We start from the raw sequence: 22,295 nt of genomic DNA on the forward strand, positions 1-22,295 counted from the left end.
TTTCCTTCTCTAATTCAAGGCGTTCAACTTGCTTTTTCAACTCGCGGATTTCCCGCTGTTCCGGCGTCATCGGCGCGGCCTGAGGGGGTTTACCTGCTCGCTCTTCCCGTAATTGCTTAACCCATTTACCCAGGGTTGAATAGCCAACTCCCATCGCTTCAGCCGCTTCTTTATTCGTGTACCCCTGGTCAACAACCAGTTGTGCTGTCTCCAGTCTGAATTCAGGACTAAAATTCGAGCCTTTCTTCTTTGCCATCTTGTCACCTAATTTTGTTATGCTGCTATCATAGCAGCTCTAATTAGGTGACCAAATTCACTATGCCACTACACTTGAAACCTACATCAATACTTTGGCCAAAGCCGTAGAGTTGGAAGAAGACGCGCTTGCGCTTAATTTGCTGCTGCAAGAAGACAGCGGAATGCGCAAGGCTGCCGTTACGCATTACGAAGTAGAGTTCTTGTGCCCAGATGACAACCTATTGGGGTTAGCGGCTCATAAAAATAAAAACAGAAAGACCGGTGAATATGTTTTTTCGGATCCAATCCGTAAGGTACTGGAGGTTTATATTAAAAAACTCAAAGCTGATCCGTTGGTGAGCAAGGACAGGAAGGGTTTCCCAAAGGTGCTTTTTGAGAGTCCGCAACCTAACCGAAGGGGACTTCCTCGAGCGAATTTCGACGAAAGTTTCAAGCGTGTGAAGAACGCGCTTCTTGAGGATATCAAAAAAGATTCGGCGTTGAGCGTCGATGACATCAAAATGGAATTGAAAGCAGTGGAACGATTTACGCAGCATCGTATCCGCGATTTGAATGATAGGCTTTTCAAAAAAATTAACGCGACAAACGGGCAAAAAGAGAAGGCCGTAGGTCGGACGCCTTCAGATACAGAGAAAGCCTATGAAGGACTGACTATTGATGAAATGGTGCAACTCAAAAACCGAAAACATCTATATATTCGGGAGCAATTTCCTGAATACGGACAGGCAATAAATCGTCTTATTGAACGCTGGAGCCTGCAATGCTAACGTATTGGGGTGTAAAAAAAGGTGTAAAAAAGTTCGCCGGAAATCCTAAAGTCCTCATTTTTAAAGGGCTGCAGGGAAGGAAATGGTGGCCCCACCCTGACTTGAACAGGGGACCTGCCGATTATGAGTCGGATGCTCTAACCAACTGAGCTATAGGGCCGTAGAAATTTACTTGAATTTGCCAGCTTCACCGAATGGTTTTACTGAGCGGGGCGAAGTATAAGCAGTTTTGTTGCCCTTGTCACCCCATCAAAGCCGCCTTATAGACAGTATGGTGAAATCTTGTTCAGCTTGTGGCCAATTTACATCGTTTCCTGAACCTAAGCCTCTAATGCTTATCTAAATACTTGACCACGTTCGTCATTCACAACACCATTAAAACAAAGATGATGGGCGTATTTTCAGGCTTCATGTCTGCTAACAAACAGTGGGGAAAGGGTGAGAAACTTTATCATTCTGGGATTTTTGATTACCGCATTGCTGATGTCTGGCGGTTGTGAGCGGATTTTTGAAGAGAAACCCGCTGCGGGTGAAATACCGATTGTATTTACCGATCTTCAACCCAGCCCCAGTGGAGATTGCCGATACAAGGTAAAGGTTGCCAATGACTTATGGACGCTGGATTTTTTCAGTTTTTTTCTGACGGAACCGAGAATAAAAATAGAGGGCAAATGGCTACCTCTCAAATTTATACCTTCTTCGTGGCAAACAGAGGATGTGGCTCGTCTGGAGTTTCATCATGCTTGCGCACTGCAAAGCAATAACACACGGGTGCAACTGGATGCGAATGCAGATCTGCTGGCCCGCGCTACGGTTCTTCGCTTTACCCTGGGTTTGCCGGACAACATAAATCGTCAGGCTGAATGGCCTGCACCATTTCAGACCGATGATATGTTTATCTCTGATCTATTCGGCCACAATTTTATGCGCCTCGCTTTAAGCAATATAGCAGATGCGGAGACACACCACTGGGAATTCGGGCTGGCCAGCAGTTTGTGTGAGTACACGGAAGGCGAGGAACAAAAGGTTGTATGCAAACGGCCCAATCGGCTCACGGTGGATTTGCCAATGGCGCAAAATGTGATTGATTTAAAATTGCTGGGCTCACTGTCACAGCTTTTGTTCAGGGCGAACCTGAAAGAGCAGCCTGATTGCGTTCTTGCTCACAACAGCGCACAAAATTGCACCAAGGTTTTGAATAACCTGCTTTCACGGGACTGGATTAGATGGGATGCACCAGACAAGGTGTACCTGAGTAATTAATATGGTTACAAAATACGCCAATTACAGCCACTTAGTGCGTTAAGTAAGTGCATAAGCCATCGTTCTTTGTTATCTTGTGCGGGCCTGAATTTACGGTATGCCAGCGTGGAGAGAATAATGACAGAAAAACCCTTTCTGGTGAGTGGTCGCAACACCATAATACACAAAGTCCGAAAGTTGGATTTGTTGATCCTCAATGGTGATGATAACCCGCCGATCCTAGTCACCTATAAAGGCATAAAGCCTTACGAAGGACAAATTCCGGAAAACAAGCGCGATGCTAAAATGCTGGACATGGAAATGGTGGATATCACAACCGGTGAAGTGTTTGGTGATGAAAAAACTTTATTGTTCATTCAGACACTGAACGGCAAGGAATACAAGATTGATTACAGCAAAGCGAATACATCGCTGTTCATTAAAATTCACCAGGACAGCATTTTCTGATTGAGCCTCAGCTTTGGGGGCCTCAAATGATTAGCCCCCAGCCTGACGGTTGTTCGCTGTTGAATCCTGTAATAGGTTTCCACTGCCCCTTTATCTGAACATATGTGTCATTGAAAATGGCAAAGCGGCAAATGTCGATTGGAGTGACTTCTGACGCATTGATGTCCCGCACGACTCCCGCAGCTCTGAGTCCTTCTGCAATTAATTCAGAACAAAACCAACTGCTGAAGTCCTGTTTGTTGAAGGTCAGCTGCCCCAGCATCGGGGTGGTATCCAGAAAATCAACAGCCGCACCAAATAACTGCAGTATGTCGTAACCTTTGTTTTTCTGCCTCAGCATGAATTTATAGAATTCGCGTTTGTTGTTCTCGAACCGGGCTCTGGCGACAGGGCTCAGCGGTAACCACCAGATGTCGCCGTCGTACTGGCTGACTCTTTCACTCAGTTGATTTGTCATTACTCCGCGTTTACCGCCGTAATCTGTTGCTTCCATGATTCGATTGCAGAAGCGGTGGCCGGTTTCATCTTCTGGTTGCGGTTCAATGACGATAGCAACGTGAGTTACCACGGCGAGAGTAGTAAGCTTGGCCCACAGTGAAAACGGACTGTATCCTCCAAACGCGATTATGTCACCCGGTTGCACGTAGTCGCACACACTGGTGTATTCCCTGACTTCCAGCATCTTTCATCCCTGAAATCCCGCCATTCCGGCGAGATGTTACAAATTGTATGCACCATGCGATTAATCGCGTCTTTGAAAGACCATTTAACCACCAATTTTGTCGGTTTGTCGCACCATCTCAAATAGCGGCATTTAGACGTTTAATGCATGTTTGCTTGGTTTTTTTTATCTACCTTATCACTGCAGCTTGGCTTTGCAATGTTCACCCGCCAAGCCAAACCATTTTAAGGAGATACAACCATGACCAACAACCTATTACGCCGTACTTTTGGATTTTGTGCTGCCAGTATAGCGGGTGCCTTTTTACTGACCGGAGCTGCAAATGCCACGTCTTACCCAGCTCATCTGGAAAACGACCTGATTAAAATTTGCCAGGCCATCAAAGATAACGACGTATTGGATTTAAAAAGGGCAGTGAAGCAAAGCCGTCTTAAATATGAAGCCTTGGAAAAGGGGTTAGTCTGCAATGGTCAGGACATGATGGCTTTTGCTGTGACCCACGGCTCTGATAGGGCGGGACACTTTTTGGCTGCTAGATTGCACAAAGATTCCACAACGCTTACTGCCAAACGGTAATGACGCCACAGGCTATGAAAACGAACTCTACTTCCCTGGAGGCTTGGTTGCCTCGTTTTGAGGCAGCCCTTTTTTCCAGAGAGTCAGTAAATGTGGCGAATGCAGTGCCACCAGTAGAAAGGGATGTTTTATCGGTGATAGCCGTAATTAAGTCAGATGGAAGTCCTCACCGTCAGGCACTGGCTGAGGTACTGGAACAGCATGAAAATGTAACCCAGGTTTTTCTGTGCGAGGACTTGCAATCAATTACTGAGGTTTTGGTGAGTTTCTCTGATGCGGTGCTGTTTGCCGATTGTTCCACACTGAACCGGCTTTCGCCTGCAGTTGTTATTGATCATCCCTGCGTAGTGATTGGTGGAAGCAATCACGATGCACTGGATGCGTTCGGACTCCGAGCCTGTGATTTTCTCCAGTTGCCTTATGATGAAGCCAGCCTGGCTAACTGCCTGACTCGGGTGATGTCTGGTATTGAAAAGCAGCGAAACCGATCGCAGTACTCGCGGCTTTGCTCAGGGCTGACCCGGCATCTTGGCGTAAGCCAGGAAGATTTGGTTTCAATGCTGCGCAAACGCTGTGAATCATCAGAGCGTCCAGGGATGCTGGGCGTACGTACTGACAAGGGCTGGTATTGTGTCCATCCGGCGGACATTCGCTGGATAGAAGCCGCGGGTGACTATATGTGCCTTTATACAGCCGGTGAAAATCACATAATCCGAAGTACGTTAACAGAACTGGTGAAGCGGCTCGACAGTGAGGACTTTGTGCGTGTGAGTCGCTCAATTGTGGTAAACCGTCAGCATGTGGAGAACCTTTCCTGCCAGGCTCCCAATACGTATTATCTGGCTATGGACGATGGCAGCCAAATTAAAATCAGTCGCCGCTACTATACCGCTTACTGGCAAAATTACGCTGAGCACAAATAGCCAGCAAGGGCCTGCTCACCAGCCTGATTTGCACTGGCGGCCCTTCATAAATTTCGTTTCGCATTCAATTCCTCTTTCCACTTAGGCACTGAAGATTTGCTAGCGCCTGCCGATACACTGGTTTGAAGCGGCAATACATGGCAGTATTGCCTGCAAGCGTCCGTAACGCAGTTCTGCAGTAGGTGCTGACCGAAATGCGAGGAGTTGAAGTCTCACAAATGTATTCTGTTCTGGTGTGTGATGATTCGCTGGTGGCCCGAAAACAGGTTGCCAAATGTCTGCCACAGGATTGGCCGGTCTCCGTTCATTTTGCCCGCCACGGCGAAGAAGCCCTGGACCTGTTGCAGCAGGGCAAGGGAGACTTGCTCTTACTTGATTTGAATATGCCGGTACTGGACGGCTATGAGACATTAAAAGCCATCAGGGAATTTGGCTTTCCCACCCGCACCATCGTTATTTCCGGCGACATTCAGCCTGCTGCTCTTGAGCGTGTTACCTCATTGGGAGCCATCGATTTCATTCACAAGCCGGTGCGGCCGGATGCACTCCAGGAAGCTCTTAAACGCCACGGTATCTTTTCGCCCCAAAGTTCCTCCGAAGAAACAGATTGTAGTGAACTGGACCCCAAAGTTCGGGATTGTTATCAGGAAATCGCCAACATAGCCATGGGGCAGGCAGGCGACCATCTGGCTCGCATCATGAATGTGTTTGTTCAGCTCCCCATCCCGAACGTGAATTTAATTGAAGTATCGGAAATGCATATGATGCTTACCGATATTGACAGTCATGAGAGAGTGTCCGCTGTCTGTCAGGGCTTTGTCGGGCCGGGGATCCGGGGAGAAGCCTTATGTATTCTCAGCGACTCCAGTTTTGATGACGTGGCGAAAATTTTTAATGTTCAGCAGGATGTCGACGATCAGGTTCAGCTTGAATTGCTGATGGATGCGGCCAGCATCCTGATAGGAACTTGCCTGGAGGGGCTGGCACAGCAAATGGACGTGAAGTTTAGCCAGGGGCATCCGGTGGTACTGGGGCAGCATCAGGCCATTACCGAAATTACGTCAGTTACTTCAAAGCGCTGGCGTAAAACGCTGGCTATTGAAATCAGTTATGGGCTGGAAGGGTACGACGTACATTGCGACCTGATTATGCTGTTTACCGAAGATTCTATGGCGACAATGAACGCTAAATTGGCGCATTTGCTGGAGGAGTGACAATGAGCCAGGATGATGCAGGGGAGCTACAGACTTTTCACTGGATGATGGACATGCTGCAATCTGTCGATGTTGGTATTGTGGTGCTGGATAGGGATTACCGAATTCGGATCTGGAACGGCTTCATGGAGAGTCACAGTGGCAGGTTACCCAGTATGGTTCGCGGCAAGACGCTATTTGAGTTGTTTCCGGATATCAACGCTGCATGGTTCAGCCAGAAAGCCAAGCCGGTATTCGAGCTCAAGACCCGGGCATTTATGACCTGGGAGCAGCGCCCCTACCTGTTTAAGTTTCATAATTATCGGCCGATTACCGGCAGTGAACCTTTTATGTATCAAAACATCACCCTGGCCCCACTGGTGTCCTCAACCGGAAATGTCGACTTTATCAGTATGATGATTTATGACATGACCGATGTGGCAACGGGGAAAAAGCAGCTGGAAGCGTTGCAGGTGTGGCAAACGGAAGAACAGGAACGCGTCAGCCGCGTCTGAAACAAATTTGGGGCACGGTGGAATCTCCCCGGACCCGCAGAAAAGCAGTTTGTAGGTGAACAAATGCAGTTTTCATCGTCAATACGGTGGTTTTATACGGCCTTGATAGCCATTGGTTGTGCCGGTTTGGTTTCAGCCTGCGGGGGAGGAGCAGAAAGTTCTTCCTCCACGGTGCTTTATATTAACGCCGGAGCAGACAGGGAAGTGACTGAGCAGAGTGTAGCTACCCTGAGTGCAACAGTCAGTGGAAACAGTGAAACATTGACTTATCGCTGGACAGTCTCACCGGCCTTATCCATTGTCCACCCTGATACTGGCGCGGCAGATGCTATCTTTACCGCTCCTATTGTGAGCGTAGAAACTGACTATACCTTTACGGTCAGGGTTACTGACGATCAGGGGAACACGGCTTCGGATACGTTGATTGTGATTGTGGTGCCGGACAACGCCCTGCCGGTTGCCGACATTCAGGTTCCACAGTGGAGCAGCTTGCCGACCAATTATTTTCCTGCAGGCGTGGCGGTGACATTGGATGGCAGTGCCAGCAGCGATGCCGACACCAGTAATCAGCAAAACCCGATTTCTTCGTGGCACTGGGAGCAGACGTCAGGCACTGACGTGGTGGCCGATGCAGTGACCAACCAGCCAACACTCAGCTTTGTTACCCCGATTGCGAATCAGTCCCAGACGCTGGTGTTTGAACTTACGATTACGGATGAAGAAGGCGCTACAGATAGACGCTCTGTGGCCCTTCACGTTCAGTCGGCATCGGAAACGCTGCCTGTGGTGGATGTGGGTTTGAATCAGGGCGTGTTCAGTGGTGAGCCAATCATTTTTAACGGCGAAGCCTCAACCACGGTGCCGGGAGCCCATCCTCTTGAGGTGCAGTGGATCCCGGACGGCCAGCTGGATTTTACGATTCAGTCTCCCACTTCATTGTCCACATTTGCGGTGGCACCGGAAGTGGATGAGCTCACAGAAATTACTGTGACTTTGCAGGTGACCGACGCCAACAACAACCGGGTAGAGAAGCTGATCACTGTGGCTGTAAGGCCGTTTCCGACGCCAGTGATGAATGACACCGGGATAAGCATACAGGCAACTGACAATGACATAACCCAAACCCACCAGAACGCCTTTCCAGGTCAGGATGCCCAGCGTGGGCAGGATGTGATTGCAAGTAATGGCTTGATTGAAAAGGCGGGCCGTGGCCTCGCGGGTTTTGATTTCACCCGCCTGGATGAATTTGGTGAACAACAGGATGACAGCGGCTCAGACTGGAGTTGTGTGCGTGACAACGTAACCGGGTTGGTGTGGGAGGTCAAAACCGACGACGGCGGGCTACAGGATACCGACAACCTGTATTCCTGGTACGCCAGTGCCGACAATGGGGGGGCTGAGGGCGAACTGCACGGCGACGATGCCGTATGTACATTGAGTGAATGCAATACTGAAGCGTTTGTCGATACCATCAACAGCCAGGGGTTGTGTGGCTTCTACGACTGGCGATTACCGACCCACTTTGAGTTGATGAGCATAATGCATTTTGGGCTTGTGGACGGCGCGATGCTGGACCCGGACTATTTTCCCTATACCGGCCGTATCAGTGAGGGCGAGTTGTGGTACTGGACCAATCAGCCCGGTGCTGACGGCGTGCTCAACGACCAGGCACAGAATGCCTGGGCACTGGATTTTGTTTCCGGAGTGGACAGTTTCCTTAACAAGGCAAGCGCTGCCCGGATCCGTTTAGTCAGGGCGGGGAGGTAACCTACTGTGAAGTTTTTGATAAATGCCGTTTTACTCTTGTGTTCTTTGGGAGTGGCAGCTCAAACGTGTTTACCTGACAGCCCCGAAACTACCGCAACAGACAGCCTGACGGATTTGAGCGGGGGGGAAGTCTGGCATGTCGCAACGGGGCTGGTATGGCAACGCTGTGCGCTGGGCCAGATCTGGAACGGTGCGACCTGTTTGGGTGAGGCAGAAAAATACACCTGGCAGGAGGCGTTGGAGTTGGCCCAGCAGGCCAGCCACGATGATTTGAAAGGCTGGCGATTGCCAAACATTAAGGAACTGGCCAGCATTACAGAACGGGCATGTGTTCGCCCTTCCATCAATGCGGAGTGGTTTCCACAGACGCCCGAGGACGACTTCTGGAGTTCGACACCTTCCGCAACCGACCCGGAGCGGGCCTGGGTGGTGGCGTTTTTTAATGCCAGTCATTCGCTAAAACAAAAAGACCGCTACGTTTATGTCAGGCTGGTCCGCACCTATACCGAAGAATAACAGAATGTGGCAGGGTGAGAATTTAACCTGAATTTTAGCTGGTTGGGCTCATACCGACTTTCAATTTTTTCACTTGGTATACACACTGACCATATGAAAATGATAAACCTTCTTTTTTCAAACCGGCTCGCCTGTTTTTGTTTGATTTGCTGGTCTTTCAGTGCCCGGGCAGAGTTCACCTGTGACATCGATTTTGCCTATGGTCTCGTGGTGAATGAGCATCAAATCCGGGTGATGGACAAAAGCCGGACGCTGGTTCAAATCAATGATCAGTCCCGGTTGTTCATTCAGGGGCGCTGGCAGAATCTGGATGATCAACAGAAAATCTGGCTGCATGAATACGCCGCGGGCCTGCATTATGTAGTACCTAAGATGATCATTTTGGCGACGGAAGGCGTCGATCTCGCTATCGAAACCATCGACCATGTGTATTTAGGCTTGGTGGGCAGTGATCACGAGTCTTACGAGAAGCTGCGTTCTGCTATGCAGAGAGTCAAGGCGAGGGTAAAAGAAAAATTCCGGCATGCCAGCAATCATTATTTTATCGGCCCCGGCTCGTTGGAGAGTGTGGATGAATTTGTTGACAGCGAAATTGAAGCTCAGCTCGAAGAAGCCATTTCAACGTCAATCGGCGGGATCCTGTCGGCCATCAGTGGCATCAATACCAACAATACCGAACTCAGTTCCGAGAAAGTAGAGGAACTCACCCGTCAACTTGAGGCGGTGGGTGAACAGATTGAACGGGGTGTCGGGCCTCGGGCATCAAGCCTGCGTAATAAGGCCCAGTGGTTTTGTGACAAGCTCAAGCAGCTGGACAATACCGAGGAGAAACTACGCCGTTCAATTCCGCAGTTTGAACCTTACAATGTTATTACGTCGGATCGCTAATCAGGCCAGACTGAAGGGCTGTGCTTTAGGGCGGGTTAAACCAGCGCCTCCAGCAGGCTATTGAGGTAACGCCTGCCCAATGGCGTTACCTGCCATGAGTTTGCGTCTATCTCAAGCAACCCCTGCTGTTGCGCTTTTTCCAGCGCTGCGTGAATGGTATCGGGAAGCGCCTGACCGGTGAGTGCAGGATAGTCGTCAGTTGGGCAGGGTTCAACCAGCCTGAACCTGTTCATGAAAAATTCAAACGGCAGGTCTTCCTCTTCAACCCGGGTGCTATGGTCCAGGTATGGGCGGGTTAGTTCCATGTAACCTCTTGGGTGCTTCACCTTCACGGTACGGGTAATGGTTCCCTGTTGCGTGTCGGTAATCTTTCCGTGAGCGCCACAACCTATGCCGAGGTAGTCACCAAAGCGCCAGTAATTCAGATTGTGCTGACACTGACTTCCGGGCTGGCTGTAGGCGGAAATTTCGTATTGTTGATAGCCAGCCTCACTGAGCCGCCTGTGCCCTTCACTTTGAATGTCCCACAATATGTCGTCATCAGGCAATTTAGGCGGTTTGGAATAAAACGGCGTGTTTGGTTCAATCGTCAGTTGATACCAGGAAATATGCTGTGGGCGTTGCTGAATTGCGGTGTGCAGATCAGACAGTGCATTGTCCAGACTCTGGTCGGGTAAACCGTGCATCAGGTCGGTATTAAAGCTGTTAAGGCCTGCCAGATGGGCCTGCTGAATGGCTTGCAGGGCCTGCTGTGAATCGTGAATTCGGCCCAGTGCTTCAAGATGCTGCTGCTGAAAGCTTTGGACGCCGATGGAAATTCGGTTTACACCTGCTTCGGCATAGCCCGAAAAACGGCCCGCTTCCACCGTACCCGGGTTGGCTTCCAGCGTGATTTCTGCATTCGCAGCAAGATTAATGCGCTGGCGGACACCACTGAGCAGTTTTTCCACTGCGGATTCGGAAAACAGGCTCGGCGTGCCGCCGCCAATAAAAATGCTTTGAACGGGACGGGCGCCAATTCGTTTTGCATCCTCGGCCAGATCGGCGAGCAAATGACTGACGTATTCCTGCTCCGGAATACTGGATTTCATGCCATGGGAATTGAAGTCACAATAGGGGCATTTCTGCACGCACCAGGGAATGTGGATGTAAAGCCCAAGCGGTGGATTACGCAAAAGTCTGTCTCATCTGTTCGAGCAGAAACGCCATGGCCTGTCCACGGTGACTCAATGCATTTTTTTGCTGCTTGTCCATTTCCGCTGCAGTGCAGTTGTGTGCACGAACAAAAAATACCGGGTCGTAACCAAAGCCACCAAGGCCAGCGGCCTCCTGGGTAATGGTGCCGTGCCAGTGGCCCTGGCTGATCAGGGGCACCGGATCATCCGCCTGGCGCATGAATACCAGCATACACAGAAAGTGCGCCCGTCGGTCCAGTTCACCTTCCATACGTTCAAGTAATAACGCCACATTGTCCTGGTCGGACGCCTGTTCTCCGGCAAAGCGCGATGAATAGATGCCCGGAGCGCCACCAAGTGCGTTAACAACCAGCCCTGAGTCGTCTGCAATGGCGGGCAGGCCGGTCTCGCGGGCGGCGTGGCGGGCTTTGATAATGGCATTCTCGACAAAGGTGGTGCCAGTTTCCGGAACTTCTGCAACGCCCAGTTCCCCTTGTGGAATGATGGTTACATTAAGGTCTCTGAATAACTGCGAGAATTCTTTAACCTTGCCGGCGTTACCCGACGCCAGCACGATTTTGTCTGGAAATGCCATGTGCAATTACCCTCTGGATTTTGGTGATTTTTTTGCCGCCGACTTTTTGCTTTTCTTCTTTTTAGGGACTTTTGGGGTCTTGTTTTTGGGCCTGAGTTCGTCAATGACCCTGGCTTTAAGAGTTTCGCCACTGTAGCGGCTGGCTTTACCCACCATTTCAAAATCGTGCGCTTCTACCAGCGAAATGGCTGTACCCTTGGCACCAGCTCGGCCAGTACGCCCAACCCGGTGCACATAGATGTCAGCGGTTCGGGGCATGTCGTAGTTGATTACATGGCTAACGTTGGGCACGTCAATGCCACGCGCTGCAACATCCGTAGCCAGCAAAATAGGCACTTCGTTCGACTTGAACCTGGCCAGCGCTGCATTGCGTTTATCCTGTGGCATTTCGCCCTGTAACCAGCACGCGGGGATCTGCTGGCTGTCGAGAAAACCCTTTAGTTCCTGGAGGCGTTCACGGGTTTTCACAAACACAATGGCATTGGTAACTTGGTTTTTCAGAATGTGTACAAGCAGAGCACGTTTGTGTTCCAGGTTGTCGGCCAGGTGGTACCACTGGTGAATTTTTGCCTTTTCTTTGCGTGAAGGGTCGGCTTCAAGCAAAACCGGATCATTGAGGATCTCTTTGGCAAACCGTTTTACACCGCCACTTTCCAGAGTCGCAGAAAACAGCATATTATGTTTGCGCCAACGGGCTTCGGCCGCGATCTGATTTACGATACCGGCAAATCCCATATCGAGCATTCTGTCTGCTTCGTCGAGGATCAGGCACTCAATAGCACGGCAATCGGCCGATTCTTTCTCAACGTGCTCAAACAAGCGCCCTGGGGTGGCAACCAGGATGTCGAGGTTTTGTCCCAGAGTTTCCTTGTCTGTTCCGTAGTTGATACCACCGGTAATCACACCACACACCAGTTCGGTATGGCGGGTTATCTGGCACGCCTGTTCGTAAACCTGGATTGCGAGTTCACGGGTAGGGGTGAGGATAAGAATTCGGGTAGCGCCGGGCTCCTGGCGGGGAAAGTCGAGCAGGTACTGACAGGCAGGCAGCAGGAAGGCTGCCGTTTTGCCTGTACCGGTAGGTGCCGACGCCAGAATATCCCGCCCTTCCATGGCAGCAGGGATCACCAGAGACTGAATGCTGGTGGGTTTGGTAAAGCCCATGTCGGCTACTGCCTGACAAAGGCTATCGTCAAGCTCAAGTTGTTCAAATGTCATAGGTAAATCAGTCAAGGCAAGAATGCGGCGCATTGTACCACCCAAAGTGGCAACACACCCTAGTTACCGAGGATATTTTCAATAGCCTCAAGTCTGGCGTGTTCAATGGCCTGTTTGATGGCAGGCCCTTGTACACCCGTTGAAAGTATAGCTGCAATATCGATTTTTTTAGCCGCGGTCAGCGCTTTGTGTATATTGCCCACGATGGCTTTTAGCGTGTGACCGTCAACGTTATGACTCTCGGCTACAATTTGCCACACTGCCAACAGTGAAAAGAAACGAGCTTCCTTGCGCCATGCATCACAGTCGTTGAACAGTGTCAGCATTGTTTTTGCGTTGAATGAGGGCAGGGTGTGCCAGCCGGAGCTGAATCTGGACGCCAGTTTTGCCATTGCGGCAGCCGAATTTGGAACTTTCAGACGCCGGCACCAGGCCATTGCCTTATCGGGCGAAAGGTTACAGCACAGCAGGGCGATTCGCTGTTCCTCACACATCTGTTGTTCTGCTGCGAGTTTGAGGTATTGGGATCGCAGCCCATCATGCTGCGGCAACTCAGAAAACCAGTTCTGCCATGCGTTGGCTTCGGCCAAAACCGAGAAATAAACCTGTGGAGATGACTCCATCAGGCTGCGGCGGGTTTCCTGCCAGACCCGCTCGGCGGAAAGGTCTTTCAGTTCACCGCTCGAGGCCATCGACTGCATGAGGTTGAGTGTTTCCGGGGCGATATTAAAACCCAGATGGGCGAAGCGAGCGGCGAAGCGGGCAACCCGGAACACTCTCAATGGGTCTTCAATAAATGCGTCCGAGACGTGGCGAAGCCACTTGTGCCTGATGTCATCCTGGCCGTGATAGGGGTCTATGATGGATCCTGATGCACTTTTGGCGATGGCATTGATGGTAAGGTCGCGCCTGAGAAGGTCCTGTTCCAGTGTGACCTCCGGGCTGGCGTCGCAAACAAACCCGGTATAACCTTTGCCTGCTTTTCGCTCAGTACGGGCAAGCGCATATTCTTCCCGGGTTTTCGGATGCAGAAATACCGGGAAATCTTTACCGACCTGGGTAAACCCCTGCGCCAACATTTTCTGGGGGGTGGCGCCCACTACCACCCAGTCTCTGTCAGATACCGGGCGGCCCAGTAGTTCATCCCGTACTGCACCACCAACCAAATATACCTGCATGTCACCCCTGTAAATTGGATCAACCCCGCAGTATTATGCCTGAGAATCAGGTGACTGTGGCGAATTCAGCGGAAGATTTTGACATCCTCTGATACTGCCGTTAGTTTAACTCGCGTCTGACAATTATCTTAAGCTCTGAATGTATCTGAACTATTTTGGCCTCAGTGATAACCCGTTTTCGATCGCTCCTAACCCGGACTACCTCTATATGAGCCCGCGTCACAAGGAAGCCCTGGCGCACCTGACATTTGGGCTAAGGGAAAGCGGAGGCTTTGTCATGCTTACTGGTGAAGTCGGAACAGGCAAAACCACGGTATCAAGAAAGCTGTTGCAGCAGTTGCCGGACAATACCCAGGTTGCCGTGATCCTTAACCCTACCTTGTCGGCAATTGAATTGCTGGCGACGGTCTGCGATGAGCTGGGTATTGGCTATGATGGCGGCAAAGCCAGCCTTAAATACTTTACCGATTGCATACTGGCCAAGCTGGCGGAAAATCATGACGCCGGTATTAACACCGTGCTTATGATTGATGAAGCGCAGCATTTGTTGCCGGAAGTGCTCGAGCAACTGAGGTTATTGACCAACCTGGAAACCAACCGCGAAAAACTGTTGAAGGTCGTTTTGATTGGTCAGCCTGAATTGCAGCAGTTGCTCAAGCGCAATGAATTGCGGCAGCTTGCCCAGCGTATCACCGCCCGTTATCACTTACTGCCGCTAACCGCACCGGAAGTGAGTGCTTACGTTGCGCACCGTTTGGGTGTTGCCGGTGGGGATGTGAGTATTTTCAGTAAGGCTACATTACGGGCAATTCATCAGATAACGGGGGGGATCCCCAGAGTGATCAATTTGTTGTGTGACAGAGCATTAACACTGAGTTTCACCAAACAGCATGCTGAAGTAAAAAAGCCCATCTTTATTGCAGCTGCAGAGCAGATCCTTGGGGAAGATGTCGTATCCCAACGCATCCAGGGCGAGTATTCACTGATTTTGGCTGCGCTTTTTGTGGTCTCGATAGCGATTGGGTTTGGACTGGGGAAATGGTATGTCTGAGCGGATCGCCATCAGTGAGTTAAGACCAGGAATGGTCATTGAACATATCACCCGCCAGAATGGCCCGGTTAAAATTCGCAAATCCGGGCTGGTATCGAGTAGCGCCATGGTTCAGGGGCTGGCGGAAATGGGCGTGCAGGAAGTCGAGATTGACCCGGAACAAACGGTAGAAATTGCGGTGAATGTGCGGCCCAAAACCCAGACGCAGGCGTTGCTGCGGGGGCATCATGATACTTCGGCAAGTTTTGATCGCAGTCTCTCTGATCAGTTCAACCGCAGTCTGTTTTTACCCACGGTACAGGGGCTGCCGTCCGTGTGGAAAGTGTATGCCAGGCAATATCTGGTAGTGGCAATTCTGATCGCTGGTGGGGTTGGAATAGGTTATACAGCCGCCACACCTCAGAACTGGTGGCCAGGATTGGTCAGTGTTTTCGAACCGCACAGGCCAGCCCCGTTGGCAGCGGCCACCGCTCCTAAGCAGCACACACCCGTAGCCGAGACTGTGACCGCCAGACACAAACCAGCCATCCCCCAAGACGATTTGGCAAGTCAGCAGGATGAGGTTGCTCAAGTAAAAGCCGAAGAGCAGCTTGCCCGCATGGCGCGGGAGCCAGTCAGTTCGCAGCCCGTTTATGCTGAACCTCAGCAAGTGCAACGGGAGAGTTCAGTTTCCGAAGGGCAAATCATCAATCGGCAACCCGAAGAAGGAGCAGTTAAAGTTTCACCTGAGCTGATGGCCCGGTTCAACGAAGCGGTGGCGGAACTGGAAAAGGCGGAGCAGGATCCTGACCCCATTAGGAATACGCGAGTCAATGTTTACGAAGATGTTCCAAGGGTTGATCAACTGCCGGTGAACACACTGACACGGCTGCCATCCATGAGCTTCAGTGCCCATATGTACGCATCACGCTCTGCAGATCGCTGGGTGCGGGTTAATGGAAACCAACTGGGAGAAGGGGATTGGATCACCAAGGAAGTCCAGATTGTGAATATTGAAGCGCAGCGGGTGATTCTTTCGTTCCACGGAGAAATATTCAGTATGGCGGCGTTGACCGACTGGTGAAGCGCCACCCGTTAATTATTTGTCCGGTATCTGATGCAGGAACACGTCGCGGAAAAATTTGGGCAGGTTAATCCCGAATTCGTCCGGTCGAACCACACTGACAATGTCGTCGTCAGCACGGCTCAGATCAAGCTGTTTGATTTCGCTGTAATGCCCAGCGTTTACGTTATAAAAGGTCATTATCACCGGCTTTAGCAGGTCGCTCTTACCAAGCTGGGTAACAATGCCCAGCTTACCGCTTTTCAGCTTCACTAATGAGCCAACCGGATGCACGCCCAGACATTGAATGAACTGTTTGACCAGCGTCTGATCCAGGCCTTTTTCCTTGGTCAGGCGTTTGAGTGCCAGAGCGGGCGTGACAGAATTCTGATGGCTGCGCTGGGAGATCATGGCGTCGTAGGAGTCGACGATGGCGGCCATGCGGGCGAATTCTGAGATCTCATCGCCACTTAAGCCCGCCGGATAACCCGTGCCGTCTTGTCGTTCATGGTGTTGCTGGATGACAGTCAGAACCAGTTCCGGTACGCAACCGGCCGTCTCAACCATTTCTGTTCCCTTGGTGACGTGTGCCTGGATCTGTTGCCATTGCTCTGCCGACAGTTTTGTACCCTGACAACGCAGGGCATCAGGTACTTCCGACATGCCCAAATCCATGAGCAAGACACCGAGACAGACCTGCTCTGTTGTTGCTTGATCATAGCCAAGATGGCTGGCAAATATAGCCATCAGAATGCAGCAGTTAATAGAGTGCTCAAGTAAATACTGGTCTTTGTCCTTGATGTGTGCAAGACATGAGAGGGCACTGGGGTTCTCCAGTACACTGCTGATGATTTGGCCTGACAGTTTTGTAGCGGATTCCATGTCGCAAGCGGCGCCATTTTTTAATGCGCGCAACAGTCCGCGCTGAATGCTGACCGCTTGCTGGTGCAGCTCGTTAGCGGCATTAAGCGCTTGCGATGGTGACAGCCTGGCCTTATGCGCAGCTTTCTGGAGGGGCTTTTTATCGGCTGCCAGTGTTGTTTCGGGAGTGGCCATCTGACTGCGGGAAAGGTCAATTTCCAGTTCCAGAATCCCTTTGGCTTTGAGCATTTCTACCACTGACTGGGTTTTTACCACACCCTTGGAGCGCATTTTAAGTCGTCCGGACTGGCGTATGACCTGATTGACATACATTCCCGGTTTCAGTTCATCAATGGAAATGTTCTTGAGCATTGAAACTTACCTCTTAAAACTGCAAAGAGTGATGCTGTGGATAGGGTCGGACCAGATAGGCCGGATAATATCACAGAGATGTACAAAGTGGATAAGTTTGATTTTATAAGCGGTTATTCAAAAGTAGAAAAGTGCGGGGATATTGACTCTATTGGCAACCAAAATGCAAAGAGCGCCATACGGCGCCCTTTGTGAGCTTATGTGTTTGTTGACAACTACAACCAGGCTGGTTGCTGTTGTTCGTAGGCTTCGATTTGTGGTGCCAGTTCCAGTGTCTGGCCAATGGCATCCAGCCCTTTAAGCAGGTTGTTTTTGTGGTGTTCGGCCAGTTCGAAGCCGAATGTCAGGCTACCTGCGACCACCTGTTGAGCAGGCAGGTCAACGGTGATTTCGACACCGGGATCTGCTGCAACGGCGGCAAACAACTGGTCCATTTGAGCGGAATTCAGGGCTACCGGCAACAGTTGGTTGTTGATGCAGTTGCCGTAAAAAATGTCGGCGAAGCTGGTGGCGATGATCACGGCAAAACCAAAATCTGCCAGTGCCCAAGGGGCGTGCTCACGGCTGGAACCGCAGCCGAAGTTTTCCCGTGCCAACAGAATTGAGGCGCCCTGATATTCAGGTTTGTTCAGCTCAAATTCCGGGTTGGGCTCCTGCTCATGCAAATCCAGATAACGCCAGTCGTGAAACAGGTGTTTGCCGTAGCCTGCACGGGTTACCCCGGTCAAAAACTGCTTGGGTATGATTTGGTCGGTATCCACATTGGCCTGATCCAGCGGGCAGGCACGGCCTTTGTGAACGGAAAAACCTTGGTGTTCTGTGCTCATGTTCTACTCCTGGAAGTCTCTTACGTCGGCAAAATGCCCGCGAAGCGCAGCGGCTGCAGCCATGGCAGGGCTAACAAGGTGGGTGCGTGCACCGCGACCCTGACGGCCTTCAAAGTTACGGTTGCTGGTGGAGGCACAACGATCACCCGCGGTGAGAATGTCGTCGTTCATTCCCAGACACATGGAGCAGCCCGGCAGGCGCCATTCGAAGCCAGCCGCTTCAAAAATTTTGTCCAGGCCTTCTTCTTCTGCCTGACGCTTTACCTGGCCGGAGCCGGGTACCACGATGGCGGTTACCGAATCGGCCACTTTACCCTTGCTGGCAATGTGTGCGGCGGCGCGCAGATCTTCAATCCGGCCATTGGTGCAGGAACCGATAAAGACATGGCTGACGGCCACATCGCTGAGTTTGTCACCGGCGTTCAGGCCCATGTAGGCAAGCGCTTTTTTGGCGCTTTCGCGTTCTATGGGATCGCTGAAGTCCTCAGGAGCCGGGACGGGCGCGTCTACGGCCATTACCTGACCCGGATTGGTACCCCAGGTAACCTGCGGAGCGATGTCATTACCATTCAATTCCACAACTGCGTCGAACTGTGCACCCTCGTCGGTTTTGAGGGTTTTCCAGTACGCAATTGCGGCTTCCCAGTCTTGCCCTTTGGGCGCATATTCGCGTCCTTCCAGATAGCGGAAGGTGGTTTCATCAGGGGCAATCATACCCGCTTTGGCACCGGCTTCGATACTCATGTTGCAGATGGTCATGCGTTCTTCCATGGTCAGGCTTTCGATGGCCTCACCACAGTATTCAATCACATGGCCGGTAGCACCGGCGTGGCCGATTCTACCAATAATGGCCAGAATAATATCTTTGGCGGTAATGCCGGTGGCCAGCTTGCCGTCAACCCGAATTTGCATGGTTTTGGCGCGGCTTTGCTTGAGGGTTTGGGTGGCCAGAACATGCTCTACCTGCGAGGTGCCGATACCGAACGCCAGCGCGCCAAAGGCACCGTGGGTTGCAGTATGGGAGTCGCCGCAAACAACCGTCATGCCGGGCAGAATCAGGCCCTGCTCCGGGCCCATAACGTGGACAATGCCCTGTTTCTGGTGGCCTACGGGAAACAGCTGAATGTTGTGTTCGTCACAGTTTTTGGCCAGCGTTTGCAGTTGCAGCTGGTTTTGCGGGCCGCAGGCGTCCAGCGCCAGTGAACGGGTAGAAATGCTGTGATCCATGGTCGCAATGGTGCGGTCCGGGCGGCGTACTTTACGGCCTTTTTCATTCAGGCCAGCGAACGCCTGGGGAGAGGTCACTTCGTGGATCAGGTGGCGGTCAATGTAGATCAGGCTGTCTTCACCAATCTGATCGACGATGTGGGCCTGCCACACTTTATCGTATAAGGTCTTGGCCATGATGTTCGGTTACTCCTGACTCAAAATGTGTTTCACAATTGCATCGCCAACCTGGGCAGTCGATGCGGCGTTATGGCGCTGGTCTGAGTTCAACAACTCGCCAGTCAGTACGCCGTCTTCCAGCGTGCGAACTACGGCCTGTTCAATGGCATCTGCCGCTGCCTGTTGATTAAGGCTGAAGCGCAGCATCATGGCTGCAGACAGGATCTGGGCGATGGGGTTGGCAATGCCTTGCCCGGCAATGTCCGGGGCCGAACCGCCTGCGGGCTCGTACAGGCCGAAGCCATCTTCGTTCATGCTCGCAGAGGCCAGCAGCCCCATGGAGCCAGTCATCATGGCGCACTCGTCGGAAATGATGTCGCCAAACAGATTTGAACACAGCATCACGTCGAATTGTGCCGGGTTTTTCATCACCTGCATGGTGGCGTTATCGATGTAGATATGCTCCAGTTCCACATCGGGGTATTGCTTTGCAACTTCTTCGGTAACTTCACGCCATAAACGGCTGCAAACCAGCACGTTGGCTTTGTCGACCGAGGTCACTTTACCCCGGCGCTTCTGTGCTGCTTCAAACGCGGCAATCGCTATTCGACGGATTTCGCGACGGGAATAGCGCATGGTATCAAAGGCAAATTCTTCTTCACCTTCGCCCTGCATCCCCTTGGGCTGACCGAAATAGATGCCGCTGGTCAACTCGCGCACAACCAGTACATCGACGCCGCTGGCTGCAATGTCGGCACGAAGCGGAGAAAGATGCTCCAGACCAGGATAAATGCGTGCCGGGCGCAGATTGCTGAACAGATCAAAATGGCTGCGCAGAGTCAGAAGTGCGGCGCGCTCCGGGCGCTTTTCCAGCGGTAGGGTATCCCACTTGGGGCCGCCAATAGAGCCAAATAAAATGGCGTCAGCGGCTTCACAGCCTGCCAGGGTTTTCGGCGGCAGTGCTTCACCTTCGGTATCGATAGCGAAGCCGCCTACCGGATAAGCGTTTCGGTTGAAGGTGACATCGAATCTGGTTTCAATCGCATCCAGGACCTTATTGGCCTCCTGCATGACTTCCGGCCCGATGCCGTCTCCAGCCAGCACCGCAATGTTAAATTGGCTCATTTATACTCCTGCAACACGTTCTTGTTGGTTTTTTTGCTGATCAATCTGATCGGCCAGATAGGTATTATTCATTACATAAATCAGGGCTTTCACGCCGGCTTCAACAATGTCGGTCGCCAGGCCTATGCCGTGGAAACGGCGGCCCTTGTACTCGGCGATCACGCTGACCTGCGCAAGGGCATCGGCGCCTTCACCTTTTGAATCCAGCTTAAAGTCGACCACTTCCAAATCATCATGCCCCAGAATGGTGATGATGGCGTTAAAGGCCGCGTCTACCGGGCCATTACCGATGGCGGTCTGGGTAACCAGGGTATCGCCCACGGTCAGGCTGACGGTGGCACTTGGAATGATGTTGCGACCGGAATTGGCGTGCAGATACTGCAACTGGTAGTGTTCCTGATCGTGCTTTTGCTGGTCAAAGAACAACAGTGCTTCCAAGTCGTAGTCAAACACCTGGCCCTTTTTGTCAGCCAGTTTTAAAAAGTCGCTGTAAACGGCTTCCAGATCATAATCTTCTGGCTTATAGCCCAACTCATTCAGGCGATGTTTGATGACATGGCGGCCGGAACGGGAGGTCAGGTTGAGGTTGTTTTTATTAATGCCAACACTCTCAGGGGTCATGATTTCATAGGTGTTTTGGGCTTTCAGAACGCCATCCTGATGAATACCGGAAGAGTGGCTGAACGCATTGGCACCTACGATTGCTTTGTTGGACTGGACCGGCATATTGCACAACTGGCTGACCAGCTTGGAAGTGCGAAAAATTTCGCTGGACTCAATGTTGGTGTCCATCCCCAGCATGGCCTGCCGGGTTTTCAGGATCATGACAATTTCTTCCAGCGAACAGTTTCCGGCCCGTTCACCGATGCCATTAATAGTACATTCCACCTGGCGGGCACCCTGTTCCACTGCCGCCAGCGAGTTGGCAACGGCCAGGCCCAGGTCGTTATGGCAATGTACAGAAATGGTGGCTTTGTCGATATTGGGCACCCGGTTGAACAATTGCTGAATTATGCCGCCAAATTCGGTAGGTGTGGTGTAACCCACGGTGTCGGGGATGTTTACCGTAGTGGCACCGGCGTTAATGGCGGCTTCCACCATGCGGCACAAATAATCGATGTGGGTACGCCCGGCATCTTCACAGGAAAATTCCACATCGTCGGTATAACGTCGGGCGTGTTTAATGGCGTTCACCGCCATTTCGACGACTTCTTCCTGGGACTTTTTCAGCTTGGCGCCCACATGTATGTCGGAGGTGGCAATAAAGGTATGAATACGGAATTGTTCAGCCACTTTCAGTGCTTCGCCACAGGCATCTATGTCCGGCTTCAGGGCCCGAGACAAGCCGCAAACGATGGAATTTTTTACTTCGCGGGCAATCATTTGCACTGAACGGAAGTCGCCGGGGGAGGAAACCGGAAAACCGGCTTCAATGATGTCGACACCCAAACGTTCGAGTGCCAGCGCAATCTGCAGTTTTTCTTTGGCACTCAAACTGGCAGGTAATGCCTGTTCGCCGTCACGCAAGGTGGTATCAAAGATTTTTACCTGGTTGGTCATGGCTGTCACTCGTGTATTGTTTTTGGTTAATTAAAAAAAAACCCGTGCTGAGCACGGGTTTTTTTGTAGTCATTCGTTGGCGCAATCTACCCGTGCAATCTCGCTGCCAT

General features: G+C 51.5%; 23 protein-coding genes and 1 tRNA gene. 12 read left to right on the forward strand and 12 right to left on the reverse strand.

Going from position 1 to position 22,295, the window contains the following annotated elements; translation table 11 throughout:
- A partial coding sequence (locus DXV75_RS14005; protein WP_147291837.1) for a transposase occupies nucleotides 1–256 on the reverse strand: 256 nt, incomplete at its 3' end.
- Nucleotides 257–350: 94 nt separating this feature from the next.
- Here DXV75_RS14005 and DXV75_RS14010 point away from each other — a divergent pair.
- Nucleotides 351–1,025, forward strand: a complete 675-nt coding sequence (locus tag DXV75_RS14010) for a hypothetical protein (protein ID WP_115594057.1) — start codon at nucleotides 351–353, stop codon at nucleotides 1,023–1,025.
- An 83-nt stretch (nucleotides 1,026–1,108) separates the two neighbouring features.
- On the opposite strand, the gene DXV75_RS14015 is transcribed toward DXV75_RS14010, so the two are convergent.
- A tRNA-Ile gene (locus DXV75_RS14015) sits at nucleotides 1,109–1,185 on the reverse strand.
- Between the two features lie 278 nt (nucleotides 1,186–1,463).
- Between DXV75_RS14015 and DXV75_RS14020 the strand changes: the two genes are divergently transcribed.
- Nucleotides 1,464–2,288, forward strand: coding sequence for an MbnP family protein (locus DXV75_RS14020; protein WP_115594058.1), 825 nt, complete (start codon nucleotides 1,464–1,466; stop codon nucleotides 2,286–2,288).
- A 117-nt stretch (nucleotides 2,289–2,405) separates the two neighbouring features.
- Complete coding sequence (locus tag DXV75_RS14025; protein ID WP_115594059.1) at nucleotides 2,406–2,735, forward strand: hypothetical protein; 330 nt, start codon at nucleotides 2,406–2,408, stop codon at nucleotides 2,733–2,735.
- A 22-nt stretch (nucleotides 2,736–2,757) separates the two neighbouring features.
- Here the strand turns inward: DXV75_RS14025 and DXV75_RS14030 are convergent, their stop codons facing one another.
- On the reverse strand, nucleotides 2,758–3,417 hold the full coding sequence (locus DXV75_RS14030) for a hypothetical protein (RefSeq protein ID WP_115594060.1): 660 nt from the start codon (nucleotides 3,415–3,417) through the stop codon (nucleotides 2,758–2,760).
- Between the two features lie 240 nt (nucleotides 3,418–3,657).
- Between DXV75_RS14030 and DXV75_RS14035 the strand changes: the two genes are divergently transcribed.
- The 7 genes from DXV75_RS14035 to DXV75_RS14065 all read left to right on the forward strand — a co-directional run bounded on the left by DXV75_RS14035 (nucleotide 3,658) and on the right by DXV75_RS14065 (nucleotide 9,795).
- A complete protein-coding gene (locus tag DXV75_RS14035) occupies nucleotides 3,658–3,993 on the forward strand; it encodes a DUF3718 domain-containing protein (RefSeq protein ID WP_115594061.1) in 336 nt (111 codons plus the stop codon).
- Nucleotides 3,994–4,007: 14 nt separating this feature from the next.
- Nucleotides 4,008–4,916: a LytR/AlgR family response regulator transcription factor gene (locus DXV75_RS14040; protein ID WP_181898436.1), complete on the forward strand. Its 909-nt coding sequence runs from the start codon at nucleotides 4,008–4,010 to the stop codon at nucleotides 4,914–4,916.
- A 218-nt stretch (nucleotides 4,917–5,134) separates the two neighbouring features.
- Nucleotides 5,135–6,130, forward strand: a complete 996-nt coding sequence (locus tag DXV75_RS14045; protein WP_115594063.1) for a response regulator — start codon at nucleotides 5,135–5,137, stop codon at nucleotides 6,128–6,130.
- A 2-nt stretch (nucleotides 6,131–6,132) separates the two neighbouring features.
- Nucleotides 6,133–6,624, forward strand: a complete 492-nt coding sequence (locus tag DXV75_RS14050; protein ID WP_115594064.1) for a PAS domain-containing protein — start codon at nucleotides 6,133–6,135, stop codon at nucleotides 6,622–6,624.
- A gap of 63 nt (nucleotides 6,625–6,687) precedes the next feature.
- Nucleotides 6,688–8,391: an Lcl C-terminal domain-containing protein gene (locus tag DXV75_RS14055; RefSeq protein ID WP_115594065.1), complete on the forward strand. Its 1,704-nt coding sequence runs from the start codon at nucleotides 6,688–6,690 to the stop codon at nucleotides 8,389–8,391.
- 6 nt (nucleotides 8,392–8,397) lie between these two features.
- Nucleotides 8,398–8,907 carry an Lcl C-terminal domain-containing protein gene (locus DXV75_RS14060; protein WP_115594066.1) on the forward strand — a complete coding sequence of 170 codons (510 nt, stop codon included), beginning with the start codon at nucleotides 8,398–8,400 and terminating at the stop codon, nucleotides 8,905–8,907.
- A 99-nt stretch (nucleotides 8,908–9,006) separates the two neighbouring features.
- A complete protein-coding gene (locus DXV75_RS14065; RefSeq protein ID WP_245953240.1) occupies nucleotides 9,007–9,795 on the forward strand; it encodes a YggN family protein in 789 nt (262 codons plus the stop codon).
- A gap of 35 nt (nucleotides 9,796–9,830) precedes the next feature.
- Here the strand turns inward: DXV75_RS14065 and hemW are convergent, their stop codons facing one another.
- From hemW to DXV75_RS14085, 4 genes are read right to left on the reverse strand one after another with little or no spacing between them, the layout of a single operon-like run.
- Nucleotides 9,831–10,970 carry a radical SAM family heme chaperone HemW gene (gene hemW / locus DXV75_RS14070; protein WP_115594068.1) on the reverse strand — a complete coding sequence of 380 codons (1,140 nt, stop codon included), beginning with the start codon at nucleotides 10,968–10,970 and terminating at the stop codon, nucleotides 9,831–9,833.
- Nucleotides 10,963–11,565 (reverse strand): RdgB/HAM1 family non-canonical purine NTP pyrophosphatase, encoded by a 603-nt coding sequence (rdgB, locus tag DXV75_RS14075; RefSeq protein ID WP_115594069.1) that lies wholly within the window; start codon nucleotides 11,563–11,565, stop codon nucleotides 10,963–10,965. Before rdgB ends, hemW begins: the two co-directional genes overlap by 8 nt.
- Nucleotides 11,566–11,571: 6 nt before the next feature.
- Nucleotides 11,572–12,783 (reverse strand): ATP-dependent RNA helicase SrmB, encoded by a 1,212-nt coding sequence (gene srmB, locus DXV75_RS14080; RefSeq protein ID WP_115594156.1) that lies wholly within the window; start codon nucleotides 12,781–12,783, stop codon nucleotides 11,572–11,574.
- Between the two features lie 59 nt (nucleotides 12,784–12,842).
- Complete coding sequence (locus DXV75_RS14085; RefSeq protein ID WP_115594070.1) at nucleotides 12,843–13,961, reverse strand: tRNA nucleotidyltransferase/poly(A) polymerase-related protein; 1,119 nt, start codon at nucleotides 13,959–13,961, stop codon at nucleotides 12,843–12,845.
- 139 nt (nucleotides 13,962–14,100) lie between these two features.
- Between DXV75_RS14085 and DXV75_RS14090 the strand changes: the two genes are divergently transcribed.
- Together DXV75_RS14090 and DXV75_RS14095 are read left to right on the forward strand one after the other, a co-directional pair.
- Entirely contained in the window at nucleotides 14,101–15,012 is a 912-nt protein-coding gene (locus tag DXV75_RS14090; protein WP_115594071.1) for an ExeA family protein, read from the forward strand.
- Nucleotides 15,005–16,075: a general secretion pathway protein GspB gene (locus DXV75_RS14095; protein ID WP_115594072.1), complete on the forward strand. Its 1,071-nt coding sequence runs from the start codon at nucleotides 15,005–15,007 to the stop codon at nucleotides 16,073–16,075. Before DXV75_RS14090 ends, DXV75_RS14095 begins: the two co-directional genes overlap by 8 nt.
- A 15-nt stretch (nucleotides 16,076–16,090) precedes the next feature.
- Here DXV75_RS14095 and DXV75_RS14100 read toward each other — a convergent pair whose 3' ends face one another.
- From DXV75_RS14100 to leuA, 5 genes are all read right to left on the reverse strand, one after another.
- Nucleotides 16,091–17,287, reverse strand: coding sequence for an HD-GYP domain-containing protein (locus DXV75_RS14100; protein ID WP_115594073.1), 1,197 nt, complete (start codon nucleotides 17,285–17,287; stop codon nucleotides 16,091–16,093).
- Nucleotides 17,288–17,502: 215 nt separating this feature from the next.
- Complete coding sequence (leuD, locus tag DXV75_RS14105) at nucleotides 17,503–18,114, reverse strand: 3-isopropylmalate dehydratase small subunit (RefSeq protein ID WP_115594074.1); 612 nt, start codon at nucleotides 18,112–18,114, stop codon at nucleotides 17,503–17,505.
- 3 nt (nucleotides 18,115–18,117) lie between these two features.
- Complete coding sequence (gene leuC / locus DXV75_RS14110) at nucleotides 18,118–19,518, reverse strand: 3-isopropylmalate dehydratase large subunit (RefSeq protein WP_115594075.1); 1,401 nt, start codon at nucleotides 19,516–19,518, stop codon at nucleotides 18,118–18,120.
- Nucleotides 19,519–19,527: 9 nt separating this feature from the next.
- Nucleotides 19,528–20,625: a 3-isopropylmalate dehydrogenase gene (gene leuB, locus DXV75_RS14115; RefSeq protein WP_115594076.1), complete on the reverse strand. Its 1,098-nt coding sequence runs from the start codon at nucleotides 20,623–20,625 to the stop codon at nucleotides 19,528–19,530.
- Nucleotides 20,626–22,185 carry a 2-isopropylmalate synthase gene (leuA, locus tag DXV75_RS14120; RefSeq protein ID WP_115594077.1) on the reverse strand — a complete coding sequence of 520 codons (1,560 nt, stop codon included), beginning with the start codon at nucleotides 22,183–22,185 and terminating at the stop codon, nucleotides 20,626–20,628.
- Nucleotides 22,186–22,295 lie beyond the last annotated feature (110 nt).

This window comes from Alteromonas aestuariivivens, assembly GCF_003367475.1.
In the GTDB taxonomy this organism is placed as follows: Bacteria; Pseudomonadota; Gammaproteobacteria; order Enterobacterales; family Alteromonadaceae; genus Alteromonas; species Alteromonas aestuariivivens.